This is a genomic window from Massilia sp. Soil_C_3, from assembly GCF_057657035.1.
Map to the genome: position 1 here is coordinate 427,225 of NZ_JBDGJG010000004.1, position 18,445 is coordinate 445,669.

Below are 18,445 nucleotides of genomic sequence, written 5' to 3' on the forward strand. Positions count from 1 at the left end.
GAGTGGGCGAGCGCACAGAGCGCTCGTCCTTCACGCCCGACAATGAGGCTCCACGGATCGGAGCCCTCATGGATCAAACAAGGCGCAGGCGGCATACCGGATGGTGGCTGCTGCTTGCCGCCATCGTCGTATTGACAGGCATCGCCTTCGCCATCATGTGGCGCCCCGCGCTGGCGCCGCAAGCCACGCCACCTTCCTTCGACCAGGCCCGCATCGAGCGTGGCGCCAATCTCGCCCACCTCGGCATGTGCGCCTCGTGCCATACGGCCGACCTGGCGCGCCCCTTCGCCGGCGGCAAGCCGATGGAGACGCCGTTCGGCATCCTCCACAGCACCAATATCACACCCGACGCCGACACCGGCATCGGCGCCTGGAGCCCTGAAGCCTTCACCAGGGCGATGCGCGAGGGCGTCTCGCGCGACGGCCACCGATTGTATCCCGCCTTCCCCTACAACCACTACGTGCGCATGACGCAGGACGATATCGACGACCTGTACGCCTACTTCATGACGCGCTCCCCGATCGCCGCGCCGGCGCCCGCCAACGAGATGACCTTCCCCTTCGGTTTCCGGCCGCTGGTCGGTTTCTGGAACGTGCTGTACCTGGACGATGCGCCATGGCGGCCCGACCCGCGACAATCGGCCGAATGGAACCGCGGCGCCTACCTGGCCGATGCTGTTGCCCACTGCGCCGCCTGCCACACGCCGCGCACGAAGCTGGGCGGCCCGGATATCGAGCGCCAGCTCGATGGCGGCGAAGCCGACGACTGGTATGCGCCCGCCCTGAATGCAACATCGCCGTCGCCGCTGCCATGGACACGCGAAAAGCTGCAGGCTTACCTGCGCACCGGCATGGCCGAGGACCACGCGGTCGCCGGCGGCCCGATGCAGGACGTGGTGATGCACCTGGCCCAGGCCGATGAAGGCGACGTCGCCGCGCTGGCCGCCTGGACCCACAGCCACCTGTCGCAGGCGCCGCTGCGCGCGACGCCGGCGCAGCGCGCTGGAGCGCTACCCGAACCCGCCGCCGACGATCCCGACCTGCCGCGCATGCGCCTCGGCTACGCGCTCTACGCCAACTCGTGCGCGCGCTGCCACGACGTCGGCCGTGCCCCGAGCTCGGGCACTGCCCTGCCCCTGCAGAAAGCGATCGCCCTTTACGACCCCGACCCGCGCAGCCTGATCCACATCGTCGACACCGGCATCCTGCCGCCGGATGGCGAGCCGGGACGCTGGATGCCCGGCTTCGAGGCGATCCTGAGCGATGAGCAGGCCGGCGCGCTGGCCGCCTACCTGCGCAAGTACGGCGCCGGCCAGCCGGCCTGGCCGCAACTGGACCAGCAAGTGAGCAAAGCGAGAGCACGATGACGACCTACCGCCTGCAGGTGAACGGCAAGCGCCACGCCGTCGATACCGATCCCGATACCCCGCTGCTTTACGTGCTGCGCAACGACCTGGCCCTGAATGGCGCCAAGTTCGGTTGCGGCCTGGGCCAGTGCGGCTCCTGCACCGTGATCATGGACGGCGAGCCCGTGATGTCCTGCCTGGTGCCCGTGTCGAGCGTCGGCACACGCGCCGTGCGCACCGTCGAAGGCCTGGGCGACAGCGACAAGCCCGGCGTGCTGCAGCAGGCCTTCATCGACGAGCAGGCGGCGCAATGCGGCTACTGCATCGCGGGCATGATCATGCAGGCCAGCGCGCTGCTCGAACGCGAACCGAATCCGAGCGACGCCCGGATCCGCGCCCACATGTCGCCCAACCTGTGCCGCTGCGGCACCCATATGCGCATCCTGCGCGCGGTGCGGCGTGCCGCCGACGTGCTGGCAAAGGGAGAACAGCGATGAGCGCAGACCAGGGCCGCCGCCACTTCCTGGCCGCGGGCGGCGCGTTGACGCTGTCGTTCGCCATGCCGGCGTGGTCCGCGCAGGATGCGCTGCCGAAAAGCCTCGAAAAAACGCCTTGGCTCGACGCCTGGATCCGCATCGACGCCGATGACCGCATCACGGTCTTCACCGGCAAGGCCGAGCTGGGGCAAGGCATCAAGACCGCGCTGCTGCAGGTCGTGGCCGACGAGCTGCGCATCGCACCTGGGCGCCTGACGCTCGTCACCGCCGACACCGCGCGCACGCCGGACGAAGGCATGACTGCCGGCAGCAACTCGATGAAGGACAGCGGCGCCGCGCTGCGCCATGCGGCGGGCCAGGTGCGGATGCGCTTGGGCGAACTGGCGGCGGTGCGCCTTGGAACGCCCGCGGCCGGCCTGGCATTGAAGGATGGCGCCTTCATCGCCCCCGACGGCCGCCGCGCCAGCTTCGGCCAGCTGGTCACCGGCCAGGAGCTGCACCTGCGCGCCACGCCGCAGCCGGCGCCGCCCGCTCCCGGCCCGAGGACGGCAATCGGCCAGTCGCTGCCGAGGATCGACATCCCGGCCAAGGTCACGGGCGGAGCCGCCTACGTGCAGGACCTGCGCCTGCCGAACATGGTGCATGCGCGCGTCGTGCGCCCTACCGCACAGGCGGCGACCTTGACCGAGGTGGACACGGCCGCCGTCATGCGCCTGCCGGGCGTATTGAAGATCGTGCGCGACGGCCGCTTCCTGGCCGTGATCGCCGACGGCGAATACCGCGCCGTGAAAGCCGCCGCGCTGCTCGCGCGCGGCGCGCGCTGGGAGACGCCGGCCGCGCTGCCGGCTGATGCCGACGTCAAGGCGCTGGTGATGGCCCAGCCGGCCGAACCGACGACCATCCTCGAACGCGGCGCACGTGTGCAGGAAGGCACACACTTGAAAGCCACCTATACCCGCCCCTTCCAGCTGCACGCCTCCATCGGCCCGTCCTGCGCGGTGGCGCAGCTGGTGGAGAACCGCTACACGGTCTGGACCCACTCGCAGGGAGTGTTCCCGCTGCGCAGTGCGCTGGCCGAACTGCTGGCGACCCGGGAGGACGCGATCCGCTGCATCCACGTCGAGGGCTCGGGCTGCTATGGCCACAACGGCGCCGACGACGTGGCGGCCGACGCCGCCCTGCTGGCGCGCGCCTTCCCGGGCCGGCCGGTGCGGGTGCAGTGGATGCGTGAGGATGAACACGGCTGGGAGCCGTTCGGCGCGGCGATGGTGGCGCAGGTGGCGGCCACGCTGGGGCCGGACGGTCGCATCGCCGACTGGCAGTACGACGTCTTCACGCCCCCGCACAACACCCGTCCCGGCAAGGCCGGCAACCTGCTGCCGGCCACGCATCTGGCCAAGCCCTTTACGCCGCCAAGGCCGAAACCCAGCCCGCAGCCCGAAGGCAGCGGCGACCGAAACGCGATCCCCTATTACCGGCTGCCGAACGCGCGCGTGACCCATCACTTCCAGCCGAAGGCGGTCCTGCGCACCTCGGCCATGCGCGGCCTGGGCGCCTATTGCAATGTGTTCGCGATCGAGAGCTTCATGGACGAACTGGCGCGTGCGGCGAAAGTCGACCCGGTCGCTTTCCGGCTACGCCATCTGGACGATCCGCGCGCCATCGAGGTGGTGAAGCTGGCGGCGGCGAAGTTCGGCTGGGCCGATGACAAGCGGCTGCCACGCCGTGGCCGCGGTTTTGCATTCGCGCGCTACAAGAACCTGGCGTCGTATTGCGCGCTGGCGGTCGAGGTGGAAGTGGCGCGCGAAACGGGTCTGGTGCGCGTGACGCGTGTATCGAGCGCCGTCGATTGCGGCGAGATCGTCAATCCGGACGGCGTGCGTAACCAGATCGAGGGCGGCGTCAATCAGTCGGCCAGCTGGACTTTATTGGAACAGGTGCGCTTCGACGCCACGCGCGTGCTCACCGTGGACTGGGCCTCATATCCGATCCTGCGCTTCGGCCAGGCGCCGGACAAGGTCGACGTGCACCTGATCGACCGCCCCGGCCAGCCCTTCCTGGGCACCGGCGAAGCGGCGCAAGGCCCGGCCGCGGCGGCGATCGCCAACGCGGTGTTCGACGCCTGCGGACTGCGCATGCGCGACCTGCCGCTGGATCGGGCGAGGATGAGAAAAGGCTAGTTGAAAGCCTTCCAGAACATGTACACCGCCAGCGCATACAGGATCACGGCGAAGATGCGCTGCAGCTGGCGCACCGGCATCTTGTGCGCGGTGCGGGCGCCGAGCGGCGCCATGGTCACGCTGGCCAGCACGATGATGGCCAGCGCCGGCAGGTAGACAAAGCCCAGCGACCATGCCGGCAGGCCCGGCTCGCCCCAGCCATAATACATATTCGACAGCGTGCCCGAGAGCGCGATCGGAAAGCCCAGCGCCGCGCTGGTGGCGACCGCGTTATGGATGCGCACATTACAGCGCGTCATGAACGGCACCGAGACGAAGCCGCCGCCGGCGCCCACCAGTCCCGACAAAATCCCGATCAGGCCACCGGTGACGAACATGCCGGCCCGGCCCGGCAATTCGCGCGCCGCCGTCGGCTTCTTCCCGATCAGCATCTGGGTGGCCGAGAAGGCGACGAAGCAGCCGAAGAAGAAGGCCAGCACCGAGGTATTCATCTGCTTGCCGATCCAGGGCCCGATCCAGGAGCCGATCAGGATGCCCGGCGCCAGCAGGCGCACCACGGGCCACAGCACGGCGCCGTGCTTGTGGTGGGCGCGCACCGAGGACATCGAGGTAAACAGGATGACGCCGAGCGCGGTGGCGATCGCCATGTGGACCACCAGTTCGTCGGCGAAGCCGCGGGCGGTGAAGATCATCGTGATGAACGGCACCAGCACCATGCCGCCGCCGATGCCGAGCAGGCCGGCCGCGAAGCCGCCGAAGGTGCCCATCGCCAGGAGGGCCAGGATCAGCCAGGGATCCATTCAGGCCTCCCTGGCGCGCACGAGTTCGACGACCGCATCCCATTCGGATCTGGTGACCGGCGAGATCGACAGCCGGCTGCCCTTCTGCAGCAGCACCATGCCGTCCAGTGCGGGAACGGTGCGCATCTCGGCCAGCGGCAGATAGCGCCCCGCTTCCCGCGCGCGCACGTCGATCGAGATCCAGCGCGGCGTTTCCGGGGTGGCTTTCGGGTCGTGGTAATGGCTGGCGGGGTCGAACTGGGTGGCGTCGGGATAGGGACCGCTCGCGATCTCGGCCAGCCCGGCCACGCCGGGCACGGCGCAGCTGGAGTGATAGAACAGGACGCCGTCGCCGACGGCCATCGCGTCGCGCATGAAGTTGCGCGCTTGGTAGTTGCGCACGCCGAACCAGGCCACGGTCTGGCCGGGTGCGGACAGGACGTCGTCGAAACTGACTTCGTCCGGTTCGGATTTCATCAACCAATAGCGCATCGCGCCGTTCTCCCTGCAAGGCGCCGTCACGGTTGACGCGCGCACAAAAAAAAGCGGCTGCGTACAGAGTGCGCAACCGCTTGTGTATTCTAGCCCCCGCCAGTGCCGTTTTTGCCGGCATCCTGAACCAAAACGGTTCAAGGCGGTCACGGTCAGATCAATTTCGGGTTCGTCAAACGAGTGACGCTCACTCCCATCGAACTTGTTCCACGACCTATGCGTAAGAATGGTTCAAGGAATATATGGCAAATCTCGAACACCGCAGGGTAGAGCGCAGTTTACTCTTTTGAAGCGGCATGTCAAACGGATTCGGCTTTTCAGAAAAGATTTTCCTGGGGCGCCAGCGCCTTGTCGAGCACCGTGTGCATCGCTTCCAGCTTTTGCTTGACCTCGAGGATCGACATGTCCGACAGCGGTCCCTGTGGCGACTTCACCGACAGGAATTCCGCGGCGACGCTCAGCGCGGCCATGACGGCGATGCGGTCGGTGCCCCTCACCTTGCCCGAATCGCGCAGCTGGCACATCTTGCCGTCGAGGTAAGCGACCGCCTCGCGCAGGGTGCGCTCTTCGCCGTCGCGGCAGGCCAGGCGGTAGGGCTGGCCCATGATGGTGACGTCGAGATGGATCATCGTGCTGCCTCACTATTGCCCGGTGCGCCGGCCGCGCTGCCGGCTGCATCGCCGGCCGCCCCGGCGGCTTCGTCTTCCCCGCCCTCTTCGCCATCCTCGCCCGGTGGCTTGGGCAATTCGTCGAGCAGGGCCTCGACCCGGCGCTGGGCCTCGATCAGGCGCTCCTTGAACGCCAGGTTCTCGGCGCTGAGCAGGGTATTGGCCTGGCGCAGCAAATAGTTCTCGGCGCGCAACGACTGGGTCAGCTGGGCGAGCCGGTCGATTTTGTCTGAGAGGTCTTGGAATTCGGAAATCATTCGACACTATAGGATCGAGATGGATTTTCCGTCAACCGAATCGCGCTGCGGTGCGGCAAGACGAGCGTGGAAGGCCTGGCCGCGGCGGCCTGGCGTGCGGCAGGAAAGCGCCAGGCAGTGTACGCTGCCCGCCTCTTGCCTGTTCCGCACTTGTCGGCAAGAGATGCCAAAAACACATTGTGCGGGGCCTAGACCGGTTTGCGCTGGCTCAAGCGTATAAAACTATATCTACCGCCGGGCGCTTGAAAAGGCAAGTTATCGTCCCTATAATTAGCACTCGTTAGCTGAGAGTGCTAACAACTCTTTGCAGATTGCCGCGGCACTTGAATGCAAGGCCGGGGCGATGTCAAAAAAACGCTAGTTAAACCACTGAATATTAAGGAGTTTTGCATGAACCTTCGTCCTCTGCACGATCGCGTAATCGTCAAGCGCCTCGACCAGGAAACCAAGACTGCGTCTGGCCTGATCATCCCTGATGCCGCGGCAGAGAAGCCAGACCAAGGCGAAGTCCTCGCCATCGGTAACGGCAAAGTGCAAGACAACGGCCAGGTCCGTCCGCTGGAAGTCAAAGTCGGCGACCGCGTGCTGTTCGGTAAGTACTCCGGCCAGGCCGTCAAGGTCGATGGCGAAGAACTGCTCGTGATGCGCGAAGAAGACATCATGGCCGTCGTCCAGCAGTAATTCCCTGACCCCATTCACGAAACATTCGGAGAAATAACAAATGGCAGCTAAAGAAGTAGTGTTCGGCGACGCAGCGCGCGCCAAGATGGTCGAAGGCGTCAATATCCTGGCCAACGCGGTCAAGGTCACCCTGGGCCCGAAAGGCCGCAACGTCGTGCTCGAGCGCTCGTTCGGCGCCCCGACCGTCACCAAGGATGGTGTCTCGGTCGCGAAAGAAATCGAACTGAAAGACAAGCTCCAGAACATGGGCGCGCAGATGGTCAAGGAAGTCGCTTCCAAGACCAGCGACAACGCCGGTGACGGCACCACCACCGCGACCGTGCTGGCACAAGCCATCGTGCGCGAAGGCATGAAGTTCGTTGCCGCCGGCATGAACCCGATGGACCTCAAGCGCGGCATCGACAAGGCCGTCGCAGCCACCGTCGAAGAACTGAAGAAGATCGCCAAGCCAACCACCACCACCAAAGAGATCGCACAAGTCGGCGCCATTTCGGCCAACTCGGAAACCTCGATCGGCGAGCGCATCGCTGAAGCGATGGAAAAAGTGGGCAAGGAAGGCGTCATCACCGTGGAAGACGGCAAGTCGCTGAACGACGAGCTGGACATCGTGGAAGGCATGCAGTTCGACCGCGGCTACCTGTCGCCGTACTTCATCAACAATCCGGACAAGCAAGTCGCCGTCCACGAGCAGCCATTCATCCTGCTGTGCGACAAGAAGATCTCGAACATCCGTGACCTGCTGCCGGTACTGGAACAAGTCGCCAAGGCTGGCCGTCCGCTGGTCATCGTCGCCGAAGACATCGAAGGCGAAGCGCTGGCGACCCTGGTCGTCAACAACATCCGTGGCATCCTGAAAACCGTCGCCGTCAAGGCGCCTGGTTTCGGCGACCGTCGCAAGGCCATGCTGGAAGACATCGCTGTCCTGACCGGTGGCCAGGTCATCGCCGAAGAAGTCGGCCTGACCCTGGAAAAGGTCACCCTGGCAGAGCTGGGCCAGGCTTCGCGCGTCGAAGTCGGCAAGGAAAACACCATCATCATCGACGGCGCCGGCCAGGCTGAATCGATCGAAGGCCGTGTCAAGATGATCCGCGCCCAGATCGAAGAAGCGAGCTCGGACTACGACCGCGAAAAACTGCAAGAGCGCGTGGCCAAGCTGGCCGGCGGCGTTGCCGTGATCCGCGTCGGTGCAGCTACCGAAGTCGAGATGAAAGAGAAGAAAGCACGCGTCGAAGATGCACTGCACGCTACCCGCGCTGCCGTGGAAGAAGGCATCGTCGCCGGCGGTGGCGTTGCCCTGCTGCGCGCTCGCGCTTCGATCGACATCAAGGGTGACAACCCAGACCAGGACGCAGGCATCAAGATCGTCCTGCGCGCCATGGAAGAGCCACTGCGCATGATCGTCCAGAACGCCGGCGAAGAGCCATCGGTCGTCGTCGCAGCAGTGTTGGCCGGTTCGGGCAACTACGGCTACAACGCCGCCAACGGCACCTACGGCGACATGGTCGAAATGGGCGTGCTGGATCCAGCCAAGGTCACCCGCTCGGCACTGCAGAATGCAGCGTCGATCGCCGGCCTGATGCTGACCACCGACTGCATGGTCTCGGAACTGGCTGAAGACAAGCCAGCCGGCGGCATGGGCGGCATGGGTGGTATGGGCGGCATGGGCGGCATGGACGGCATGATGTAATTCAGCCGGTCGCCTGGCGCGCCGCGGCAACGCCGGCGCGCGAGTCTTCCACGATAAAAAGCCCGCGAGGTTCACACCTCGCGGGCTTTTTTGTTGTTTGATGCAGCGGGAACCTCAGCTCCTGGCGCGCGGCCCCTTGCGACGCAGCCACAGCATGGCCGCGAAGGCCGCGCCGCCCAGCCACAGGGTGCCCGGCTCCGGCACGTCGACCGGGTCGTTCGGCTCGACCTCGATGTCGTCCGGCGGACCGCCCGGGGTGCCGGGGATGCCGGGATTTCCCGGGGTGCCCGGAACGCCTGGCGTGCCCGGCGTATCGGGACCTCCCGGCGTGCCCGGCACACCCGGTGTGGGCGGAGGCAACTCGGGATTGGGTCCCGGGCCGGGATCGGGATCGGAGCCCGGGATGGTGCCAGGGTCCGGCGTCGGCGTTGATGGCGTCGGCGTTGATGGCGTCGGCGTGGACGGGGTCGAGGCGCCAGGCAAGCCGCCGCCAGGACTGTCGCCGCTGCCGGCATTGCCATTGCCGGCGCCTCCCGGCGTCGGGGTACTGCCGACGGGCGTCCCGGTCGATGGCGTCGTCGCGCCATCGCCGCTGCCGTCGCCCAGCGTGCCGCCGTTCGAAATGCCCGAGCCATACCTTGCGGGCGGACTGCCCATGAGGTCGGCCAGGCGCGACTGCGCGGCCGGCGCGGCGCCCGTCAGCAGGCCGGCGCCGTTCGGGAACACCTCGGTAGGATAGCGCTGCCCTGCGGAGGGACCGTCGTCGAATCCCTCCAGGCCGGCCGCCACGGCCATCATCCCGCCGCCATCCTCGACGACGAAGGAATCGAGTTCCGACTCGGTCGGCCCATTGGCTTCGACCGGATACATCGGCACGTCGGAAATCCGGTTGGCGCAGCGCGCCCGCATCTCGTTCTTGCCGTCGGTGAGCAGGGTTTCGCCCGGCGCCAGCATCAGCTTCTTCCTGGTCCAGTAGACCTGGTCGCCCTTGCGGTAGGACACGTACACGGCGCGCGGCGCGGTCACGGTGACCGCGCGCGCATTCGCCACGTCGAAGCCGGCATAGTGCGCCGCGACCACGGCGTCGGTGCGGATGACGCGCGCCAGTTCGTCCTTGTCGGCCACGCCGCCGGGGATGATCGAGAACGGATAGATGCGGCGCGCGGCGCCCTGCTCGGCGGCCGGCGCCGGGGTCGACGCGGCCGGCGCCAGTGCGGCGCCCGGGCTTGCGCCGGCGCGGGTGATCTCGTCCGGCTGGCGGTCCAGCCGCGTCCAGTCGATGTCCAGCGGCGGCGCCAATACGCCCGCGACACCCACGGCAAGTCCCAGCATCGCGAGCGCGCCCAGGTACTTTTCGCGTTGCGACGCCTTGGCGAGGCGACGAGTATAAGCAGAGCGGCGGCGGTCCATGAGGAGGAACTTCAGGTAGGAGTGGTCCTACAGAATAGCATTATTTCTACAAATAAATTCTGGTTCCATGGTGAAAAAGTTGATTTCGTGGCGAAAAACACGAATTACTTTCCATAAAGAAATATGTTGAACGACGGACGCAAAACATCGTTGCAATGCCCTTGCTTTTCGCACAATCCATGCTGTCGTCGAACGGCGTCCCGTGTTGCTGGTCGAACACGCATGGTTTACCATGACCGCCTGCCCTCACGAGACTTGCCATGTCCACACGCGCCGCATCTTCTTCCCCCTTGCGCCTGACCATTGCCGCGCTGATGCTGTGCTGCGCCGTTGCCGGCTGCAAGCGCGCCGAGCGCGAAGCGCCACCGGCGCCCGCGCCCGCCGCGCCCGCGGCACAGGCGCCAGCGCACACGAAACAGGAGGCGATGGATTCGCTGCTGGCGCTGCCGGAACTGCAGGCCTGGTCGCGCCAGATCGAACAGCGCAGCCAGGGCAAGGCGCACGGCGCCGTGATCGAGGACGATCCGGTCCCGCGCGAAGTCAATGGCAAGAAGTATTACCAGCTGAGTTTTGTCGAGAACCGCGCCGACGATGCGCGTCGCCGCGAGAGCTTCCTGGTGGCCCAGGACGGCAGCGAGATCCTGGTCGACGACACCGGCTCGGACACCCTGCTCAGTCTCCAGGAATGGCGCCGCACCATCGAGCGCGTGGACATCAAGAGCGCCAACTGACGCACCGGTCCACTCGACCGACCAAAGGAAAAGGTGATGACGACCGTCGATGTCCCTGACCTCGAATCCGCGATGCTTCTGCTAGATGCAGACCGCAGCGCTGAAGCCTGGGTATGTCGCAGCAGTGGTGTCGTCCTTATCCAATCGGACGAAGTCGGCGAGCCGGTAGAAGCCATCCCGGACAACGTGAACGACAGCGCGTATTTCACGCCAATTCCTTCCGCGCGCGGACTCGGCCTTGGACAGGAACTGGTCTTCGGCTTCGTCAAGTCCGACATGTCTGACGAATACGATGCGGTGCGCCAGCTGTTTCGACGTCCCGGGCATATGGCCGCTACTCGCAGCTACTGGACAGACTCGGGCTGCGCGAACGTTGGCGCCGGTATCGTGACGAACAGACCAGGGCGGCGCTACGCACGCGGTGCGAAGACCATGGATTCAACCTGAAAGAATAGCGCATGGATCACCAAGCAACGCTGCCTGGACGAGTGGTATCGCCACTGGCGACGCCATCGGACGTAGGCACCAGCCAACGTATCCACTCCCCTCCCTCCCGCTTGAAGATAATGGTCGAAGTCAGCGTATCCGGATCGACCAGCTGAAGAACGGCACTCTGGTAGAACGGCGCGTCGATTCCGCCGGAGGTCCGGTTTACGACCAACCCCTTGCCCGTCATCAGGAAATCCAGGACGACGCCGTGCCCAGGCACGGCCGGAATGATTCTCGCCGGGCTCGCCGCAAATCCAGGGCTATTATCGCCCTGGAACAACAACGTCCTGGCATTGCCCTCCCACTCATGCCCGCCCACCAGCAGGTCGACGTTTCCGTCGCCAGTCATATCTGCAACTTCTACGGTGAAATAGGGATGTTGCCGGACCAGGGTTACCGGCAGCAGTTCCGGTCGCTCCTTGAAACTGCCGTCGCCCTGATTGATCAGCACGCGCAAGGGATATGTGCCCTGGGAATCCGTGGCCACCAGGTCGACCAGTCCGTCCTTGTCGATATCGGCTGCAGCGACCGCGTGGAAAAAGCCCCTGAATTCAGTCATGTGGCGAAGCCGGTACTTCCCATCGGCCCCACTCAGCAGCAACGTCATGGCTTCTCCCGGGAACGGAGGAGCATCATAGCCATGGCAGGCCACCAGCACATCCGGCTTGCCGTCGTCGTTGAAATCCGCCGCGATTGCCTTTCTCGGGTGGAGGCAGCCATCCTGCGTCCCCACAATCAGGTCATCGCGCTCCATCCATCCGCCATCGGCGGTCCTCGACCAGAAGGCGAACCTTCCCGGCGTGGCTTCGCTCAGGGGTTTGATGGGGGAATACGTGAGCTTTGCCGTAAACAGGCTCATGCTGCCATCCTGCATGAAATCCGCCTCGACATACGCATCCGCATGCATTGCCTCGCGCGGCAAGGCGATCGGCCCCCGGCCGTTTTGTTTCGCATTCGCATACGAAGTACGCTGGGGGGCAACGCCGCCCGGCTTGTTGAACGGGACGAAATCGATGCCATTGGCCAGATGCGGATCGATGGCCTTCCTGTTTTCCTCGGACTCGGAAAAGCCGAGCAGCACGTCTGCGCGCGCCAATCCCCAGCCAATATTGTCCACCCACCAGCGATAACCGGCCGGATCGCCCTCGCGGCGCAGGATATTCTGGTACAGGGTACTAACGTAGGCTTCAGGCGATTGGCTCGCGCCATACCGTTCCCTGAACTCATCCGATGCCAGGAACTGCCGGGCGATATCCTGTATCCCGGCCTCGGGACTGGCCTGCGCCGCATGGATCCAGAAGCCCAGGCCAGCCTGGTCGGGCGGGCGTCCGAATGCCGCCTGGTACAGGCGGTAGATCTTGCCATCGACGCCGTCATGATCGAACGACGTCCACTTGTCGAAAAATTTGATCAGGCCGGGGTTCTCCAAGCGCCTCACTTCCCCGTCGAGGCAGCTGGTGAGCGTGACCACGCCATCGGCATCCATGCGCGTGACAATGAAATTCTCGCGATAACCGGCGACTTCGACGACACCGGCCTGCGTCGCGACCCGCCGCGAATCGCCCGCCATCGTCGCGATGGGGTTGGCGCTCGACGGTGGCGGCTCCCCACCGCATCCTGCCAGCCAGGCAGGCAGCACCAGTGCCATCACACCGGAACGCACCACTGCTGGAATTTTTACGCCTCGCATCGTAATAACACTCTGTTCAATATTTGTTCAATAAATAACAGTCTAGTTGAACAATTTTAAAATGGCAATTTTCAGATCCGGCGCACCTACCGCGATCGACCCGCCCTAACTATCCAGATGCGAGATCAGCAGACGGCGCGGATCCTTCCCTGCCTCCGGCCCATGCTGGCCATCGACCGAAATCCCCACCGCCATGATGTCGATCAGCAGCAGCTGCAGGATGCGCGAGATCATCGACAGGAAGCTGGTGCTGTCCTCGCTGTGATCGACCGCCAGGCACACGCTGGCCTTGCGCGCCAGCGGCGACTGGCTGTTGCTGATGGCGATCACGTCGGCGCCGGCGGCGCGTGCAATGTCCACCGCCTGCAATAGCTCCGGCAAGCCACCCGAATTCGATACCGCGATCACGACGTCGCCCGGCCCCAGCAAGCCCGCGGCCAGCGTGAACAGGTGGGCGTCGCCATACAGCGCGGTCGGAATCCTGAAACGGAAGAATTTGTGCTGGCCGTCCAGCGCCACCGCGCGCGAGTTACCGAGCGCGTAGAACTCGACGCGCCGCGCGCGGCTCAGCAGTTCGATCGCGCGGTCAAGCGAACGCACGTCGAGCTGGTCCCTGAAGCGCAGGATGGCGGAGACCGTGTTGTCGATCACCTTGGCCGACAGATCGTGGGTGCTGTCGCTCATGCGCACCTGGCTGTGGCGCACGGGGATCGCGCCGGTCAGGCTGCTCGCGAACTTGAGCTTGAATTCGGCCAGGCCCTGGAAGCCCAGCGAGCGGCAGAAGCGGATCACGGTCGGCTGGCTCACGTCGGCCAGGCGCGCGATCTCGGCGATCGGTTCGTTCAGCACCGTGCGCGGATGCTCGAGCACGAGCGTGGCCACGCGCGCCTCGGCCGGCGACAGTTCTTCGCGCAGTTGCCCGATGCGTTCCATCAGCGTGTTGGCGCCGCTGCGGCCGCGCAGGTGCTCGGCCAGGATGGTCGCCACGCCGTGGAAGGCGGGATTCGGCGTGGTGATCACATAGGTCGGGATGTCCGCCAGGTAGTCCGAAAAACGCCCCTTGGCCTCGAACCGTGTGCGGAATGCCGAGCGCGCGAACCACTCGCCAAGGCGCGGCACGATGCCACCGCCGATGAAAATGCCGCCGAAGGCGCCCAGCGTCACCGCCAGGTTGGCGGCGGCGCCGCCCAGCATGCCGCAGAAACATTCGAGCGTTTCCAGGCACAGCGGATCGTGAGCCTCCAGCGCGCCCGACACGATCGCGGCCGCGCTGCGCGCCGTGGCGTCGATGCCGTTGCGGTCGGCCAGCGCGCGGTAGATGACTTCCATGCCGGGGCCCGAGATCAGGCGCTCGTTCGACACGTGCGGCCATTCGCGCCAGGCGTATTGCAGGATGGCGAACTCGCGCTCGTCGGCCGGCGCGAAGTTGACGTGGCCGCCCTCGCTGCCCAGGGTGACGAAACCGTCCGCGGTCGGGATACCGCCAGATACGCCCAGGCCCGTGCCCGGCCCCAGCACGCCGATGACGGCGCCCGGCACGGGCGTGCCCGGCCCCACCTGCATCAGGTCTTCCCTGGCGAAACCCGGCAGCGCGGTGGCGAGCGCAGTGAAATCGTTGACGATCAGGAGGGTCGACAGGCCCAGCTCGCGCCGCACCGCGTCGGTGGAGAACTCCCAGGCGCGGTTGGTCATGCGCACGTAGTCGCCGTTGATCGGGTTGGCGACCGCGAACGCGCCGTGGTTCAGCCGGACGTCCTCATGGTCTGCCAGGTAGTGGCGCAGCAGCGGGACGATGCCCTCGAAGTCATCGCAGCGCAGCACCTGGACCGAGCGGAACACGCCCGGCGCAGTCTGCAGCGCGAAGCGCGCATGGGTCGCCCCGATGTCGGCCAGCAGGCGCGGTCCGTCGGCGAACGCCGTGCGCGCGAACTTTTCCGGCTCGTGCTCCCGCTGGACCGCCATCATCCCTCCGCGCGGACCAGGCCGAACCAGGCGCCGTACGGCGGCAGGGTCACGCGGCCGCGCCGGGCTGCGCCGGCCAGGCCGTCGACAACCATGTGATCGGCGCCTTCGGTGGCCGGCCAGTCGAACGTCACTTCCTCGTTCGACAGGTTGAAGGCCGCCAGCACGCTGCGCTCGCCCGCGAGGTCGCGGCGCAGGGCCAGCACCGGCTCCGGCGCGTCGATGAAGGCGATCTCGCCGCGCGTCAGCTGCGGCATGGTGCGGCGCAGGGCGATGAAGCGGCGCTGGAAGTTCAGCATCGAATCGGGGTCCTTGTCCTGCAGGTCGACCGCGGCGGCGGCATGCGACGGCTCGACCGGCAGCCACGGCGTGCCCGCGGTGAAGCCGGCGTGCGGCGCGCCGGCCTGCCACGGCATCGGGGTGCGGCAGCCGTCGCGGCCCTTGAACTCGGGCCAGAAGGTGATGCCGTACGGGTCTTGCAGCAGTTCGAACGGAACGTCAGCTTCGTGCAACGCCAGCTCGTCGCCCTGGTACAGGCAGGGCGTGCCCTTGAGCGAAAGCTGCATCGCCAGCACCAGCTTGGCGAAACCGGCGGTCGCTTGCGGGCCGCCCCAGCGCGTCATCACGCGGATCGCGTCGTGGTTGCCCACCGACCAGGAGGCCCAGCCTTCCTCGACGCGGCGCTCGAAGTCTTCCACTTGCGCGCGGATATGCGCGGCCGTGAACACCGGCGTCAGGAAATTGAAGCTGTAGGCCATATGCAGCTTGTTCCCGCCCGCCATGTACTCGTTCATCTGGGCCAGCGCATCGTCCGAGCTGATCTCGCCGATCGAGACCGCGCCGAATTCGTCCAGCTGGGCGCGCAGCTTTTCCATGAAGGCGATGTTCTCGGGCTGGGTCTTGTCGTAGATGTGGGCCTGCATGCCGTACGGGTTCACGTCCGTCACGGTCGAGGTGTCGCGCACCAGCGCCGGCGGATTGCTGCGCAGCTGGCGGTCGTGGAAGTGGAACACGCAGGCGTCCATGCGCACGCCGTCCACACCGCGCTCGAGCCAGAAGCGCTGGGCCGCCAGGTGCGCCTTCTGCACGTCCGGGTTATGGAAGTTCAGCTGCGGCTGGCTCACCAGGAAGTTGTGCATATAGTACTGCTTGCGGCGGGTATCCCACTGCCAGGCCGAGCCGCCGAACACCGACAGCCAGTTATTGGGCGGGTTGCCGTCCGGGAGCGGATCGGCCCAGACATACCAGTCCGATTTCGGATTGTCGCGGCTGGAACGGCTCTCGGCGAACCAGGGGTGGGTGTCGGCGGTGTGCGACATCACCTGGTCGATCATGATCTTCAGGCCCAGGCCGTGGGCCTTGGCCACCAGGCGGTCGAAGTCGGCCAGGGTGCCGAACATCGGGTCGACGTCGCAGTAATCGGCGATGTCGTAGCCGAAGTCGCGCATCGGCGACTTGAAGAACGGCGACAACCAGACGATGTCCACGCCCAGGCTCGCGATATAGTTGAGCTTTTCGGTGATGCCGGCCAGGTCGCCGATGCCATCGCCGTTGGTATCGAGGAAGCTGCGCGGATAAACCTGGTAGATGATGGCGTCGCGCCACCAGTTCGGATTCGTCGTGGTCGAGATCTGGGTCATGGCTGGTCTCTGGTTTGGAATTCTAGGCAATATACAGGACGCAACAAAACTTGACAATTCCGGAAATTTTCCGAAAATTCACGATTTATCCTTATGATTCAATGGCTTGAAAGAGCGAAAACGTTTCCAGCAGCATCGCCTTCGTAACTAAACTACGTCGATATGTTTCTCGTTTGTTTCACAACAATATTTTTATTGCAAAGAGATACGCGCTCGTCATAGCATCGCGTCTGTTTGACATTTCAAGGAAGCGGTCGATGACTGATCTAGCAAAACCAGGTTCCGGGCGAATGCCGCGGCAGATTCCCTACATTATTGCCAACGAAGGCTGCGAGCGTTTCAGCTTTTACGGGATGCGCAACATCCTGACGCCCTTCCTGATCACGACGCTCCTGATGTTCCTGCCGGAAGACATGCGCACCGGCGAAGCCAAGCACGTGTTCCACACCTTCGTCATCGGCGTGTACTTCTTCCCGCTGCTGGGCGGCTGGCTGGCCGACCGCTACTTCGGCAAATACAACACGGTGTTCTGGCTCAGCCTCGTGTACTGCGCGGGCCACGCTTGCCTCGCCATCTTCGAGGACAACGTCAACGGCTTCTACTTCGGCCTGTTCCTGATCGCGCTCGGCTCCGGCGGCATCAAGCCGCTGGTGGCCTCCTTCGTCGGCGACCAGTTCGACCAGACCAACAAGGACAAGGCGAAGGTCGTGTTCGACGCCTTCTACTGGATCATCAACTTCGGCTCGTTCTTCGCTTCGCTGCTGATGCCGCTGCTGCTGCGCGACTACGGTCCGGCCTGGGCCTTCGGCGTGCCCGGCATCCTGATGTTCATCGCCACCATGGTGTTCTGGAGCGGCAAGAAGAAATACGTGCACGTGCCGCCCTCGCCGCCGAATCCGCACTCCTTCATGCAGGTGGCCAGGACTGCCCTGCTGGCAAAGGCGCCCGGCCAGGGCCGCCCGGGCCTGAACGTGGCCCTGATCGGCGCCGCGGGCGCCGTGGTCTCGCTGGCGATGTCGGTGCAATGGGGCTTCGTGATCGGCGCCTGTACCGCGCTGGTGCTGCTGATGGCCTTCGGCGGCATCGGCGCCTCGATGCAGCTGGACCGCGCGCGCGGCCTGCATCCGCAAGAGGCGGTGGACGGCGTGCGCGCCGTGCTGCGCATCCTGATCGTGTTCGCGCTGGTGACGCCGTTCTGGTCGCTGTTCGACCAGAAGGCCTCGACCTGGATCGTGCAGGCCAACGCCATGACCACGCAGGTGAGCTTCCTCGGCTGGAGCTTCGACGTCATCCCGGCCCAGATGCAGGCCCTGAACCCGCTGCTGGTGATGATCCTGATCCCGGTGAATAACCTGCTCCTGTTCCCGATGCTGCGCAAGTTCGGCATCGAACCGTCGCCGCTGCGCCGCATGACCGCAGGCATCGTGCTGTCGGCCGCGGCCTGGATCGTGGTCGGCAACCTGCAGGTCGCACTCGACGCTGGCGACGCTGTCTCGATCGCCTGGCAGATCGCGCCATATGCGCTGCTGACCCTGGGCGAGGTGCTGGTCTCGGCGACCGGCCTCGAGTTCGCCTACAGCCAGGCCCCGGCCTCGATGAAGGGCGTGATCATGGCCCTGTGGTACCTGGCCGTCACGGTGGGTAACCTGTGGGTGCTGATCGTGAACGCGAGCGTCAAGAACGAGTCGGTGGTGGGCTATATCGAAGGCACCGGCATGGGCGTGATGGCCGCGCAGATGTATTTCTTCGCCGGCTTCGCGCTACTGTCGGCGCTGGCATTCGGCTGGTATGCGACGCGCTACAAGATGGTCGATCATTATCGCGGCAACGCGGCCTGAGCGCATTGCTGCACTGAACGTGGGGTGGACGGCTTTGCCGTCCACGCGTTCAACATCCCTATCAACTGCCAATCATGGCGGTATTCTTCCGGCCGCTT

16 protein-coding genes and 1 other RNA gene are annotated in these 18,445 nt (G+C 65.4%); 8 read left to right on the forward strand and 9 right to left on the reverse strand.

Annotated features, from left to right (window positions below; translation table 11 throughout):
- Nucleotides 1-68 precede the first annotated feature (68 nt).
- From AC3A6F_RS10140 to AC3A6F_RS10150, 3 genes are read left to right on the forward strand one after another with little or no spacing between them, the layout of a single operon-like run.
- Entirely contained in the window at nucleotides 69-1,367 is a 1,299-nt protein-coding gene (locus AC3A6F_RS10140) for a c-type cytochrome (protein ID WP_487680279.1), read from the forward strand.
- Nucleotides 1,364-1,843: a (2Fe-2S)-binding protein gene (locus tag AC3A6F_RS10145; protein WP_487680280.1), complete on the forward strand. Its 480-nt coding sequence runs from the start codon at nucleotides 1,364-1,366 to the stop codon at nucleotides 1,841-1,843. Before AC3A6F_RS10140 ends, AC3A6F_RS10145 begins: the two co-directional genes overlap by 4 nt.
- Nucleotides 1,840-4,023: a xanthine dehydrogenase family protein molybdopterin-binding subunit gene (locus AC3A6F_RS10150; RefSeq protein WP_487680282.1), complete on the forward strand. Its 2,184-nt coding sequence runs from the start codon at nucleotides 1,840-1,842 to the stop codon at nucleotides 4,021-4,023. Before AC3A6F_RS10145 ends, AC3A6F_RS10150 begins: the two co-directional genes overlap by 4 nt.
- Here the strand turns inward: AC3A6F_RS10150 and AC3A6F_RS10155 are convergent.
- The 5 genes from AC3A6F_RS10155 to AC3A6F_RS10175 all read right to left on the reverse strand — a co-directional run bounded on the left by AC3A6F_RS10155 (nucleotide 4,020) and on the right by AC3A6F_RS10175 (nucleotide 6,219).
- Entirely contained in the window at nucleotides 4,020-4,823 is an 804-nt protein-coding gene (locus AC3A6F_RS10155) for a sulfite exporter TauE/SafE family protein (RefSeq protein ID WP_487680283.1), read from the reverse strand. The two genes, AC3A6F_RS10150 and AC3A6F_RS10155, sit on opposite strands and share 4 nt — an antisense overlap.
- On the reverse strand, nucleotides 4,824-5,294 hold the full coding sequence (locus tag AC3A6F_RS10160) for an EVE domain-containing protein (RefSeq protein WP_487680285.1): 471 nt from the start codon (nucleotides 5,292-5,294) through the stop codon (nucleotides 4,824-4,826).
- A gap of 89 nt (nucleotides 5,295-5,383) precedes the next feature.
- Nucleotides 5,384-5,565: non-coding RNA, 6S RNA (ssrS, locus tag AC3A6F_RS10165), on the reverse strand.
- 46 nt (nucleotides 5,566-5,611) lie between these two features.
- Nucleotides 5,612-5,923 (reverse strand): cell division protein ZapA, encoded by a 312-nt coding sequence (locus AC3A6F_RS10170; protein WP_109346553.1) that lies wholly within the window; start codon nucleotides 5,921-5,923, stop codon nucleotides 5,612-5,614.
- Complete coding sequence (locus AC3A6F_RS10175) at nucleotides 5,920-6,219, reverse strand: hypothetical protein (RefSeq protein WP_487680287.1); 300 nt, start codon at nucleotides 6,217-6,219, stop codon at nucleotides 5,920-5,922. Before AC3A6F_RS10175 ends, AC3A6F_RS10170 begins: the two co-directional genes overlap by 4 nt.
- A gap of 390 nt (nucleotides 6,220-6,609) precedes the next feature.
- Between AC3A6F_RS10175 and groES the strand changes: the two genes are divergently transcribed.
- Complete coding sequence (groES, locus tag AC3A6F_RS10180; RefSeq protein ID WP_147935989.1) at nucleotides 6,610-6,900, forward strand: co-chaperone GroES; 291 nt, start codon at nucleotides 6,610-6,612, stop codon at nucleotides 6,898-6,900.
- Nucleotides 6,901-6,940: 40 nt separating this feature from the next.
- On the forward strand, nucleotides 6,941-8,587 hold the full coding sequence (gene groL / locus AC3A6F_RS10185; protein ID WP_487680290.1) for a chaperonin GroEL: 1,647 nt from the start codon (nucleotides 6,941-6,943) through the stop codon (nucleotides 8,585-8,587).
- 114 nt (nucleotides 8,588-8,701) lie between these two features.
- Here groL and AC3A6F_RS10190 read toward each other — a convergent pair whose 3' ends face one another.
- The gene (locus tag AC3A6F_RS10190) at nucleotides 8,702-9,997 is read right to left on the reverse strand and encodes a PEP-CTERM sorting domain-containing protein (protein ID WP_487680292.1); all 1,296 of its coding nucleotides are present in this window, start codon (nucleotides 9,995-9,997) and stop codon (nucleotides 8,702-8,704) included.
- 260 nt (nucleotides 9,998-10,257) lie between these two features.
- Between AC3A6F_RS10190 and AC3A6F_RS10195 the strand changes: the two genes are divergently transcribed.
- Both AC3A6F_RS10195 and AC3A6F_RS10200 read left to right on the forward strand, forming a co-directional pair.
- Nucleotides 10,258-10,728: a hypothetical protein gene (locus AC3A6F_RS10195; protein WP_487680294.1), complete on the forward strand. Its 471-nt coding sequence runs from the start codon at nucleotides 10,258-10,260 to the stop codon at nucleotides 10,726-10,728.
- 36 nt (nucleotides 10,729-10,764) lie between these two features.
- Entirely contained in the window at nucleotides 10,765-11,175 is a 411-nt protein-coding gene (locus AC3A6F_RS10200) for a hypothetical protein (protein ID WP_487680296.1), read from the forward strand.
- A gap of 16 nt (nucleotides 11,176-11,191) precedes the next feature.
- On the opposite strand, the gene AC3A6F_RS10205 is transcribed toward AC3A6F_RS10200, so the two are convergent.
- The 3 genes from AC3A6F_RS10205 to AC3A6F_RS10215 form a co-directional block, all read right to left on the reverse strand.
- On the reverse strand, nucleotides 11,192-12,865 hold the full coding sequence (locus AC3A6F_RS10205; protein ID WP_487680298.1) for a DUF4214 domain-containing protein: 1,674 nt from the start codon (nucleotides 12,863-12,865) through the stop codon (nucleotides 11,192-11,194).
- A gap of 147 nt (nucleotides 12,866-13,012) precedes the next feature.
- A complete protein-coding gene (locus AC3A6F_RS10210) occupies nucleotides 13,013-14,869 on the reverse strand; it encodes a glucokinase (protein ID WP_487680300.1) in 1,857 nt (618 codons plus the stop codon).
- On the reverse strand, nucleotides 14,869-16,509 hold the full coding sequence (locus AC3A6F_RS10215; protein WP_487680302.1) for an alpha-glucosidase family protein: 1,641 nt from the start codon (nucleotides 16,507-16,509) through the stop codon (nucleotides 14,869-14,871). Before AC3A6F_RS10215 ends, AC3A6F_RS10210 begins: the two co-directional genes overlap by 1 nt.
- Nucleotides 16,510-16,766: 257 nt before the next feature.
- On the opposite strand from AC3A6F_RS10215, the gene AC3A6F_RS10220 reads away from it, so the two are divergent.
- Complete coding sequence (locus AC3A6F_RS10220; protein WP_487680304.1) at nucleotides 16,767-18,347, forward strand: POT-type proton-dependent oligopeptide transporter; 1,581 nt, start codon at nucleotides 16,767-16,769, stop codon at nucleotides 18,345-18,347.
- Nucleotides 18,348-18,445 lie beyond the last annotated feature (98 nt).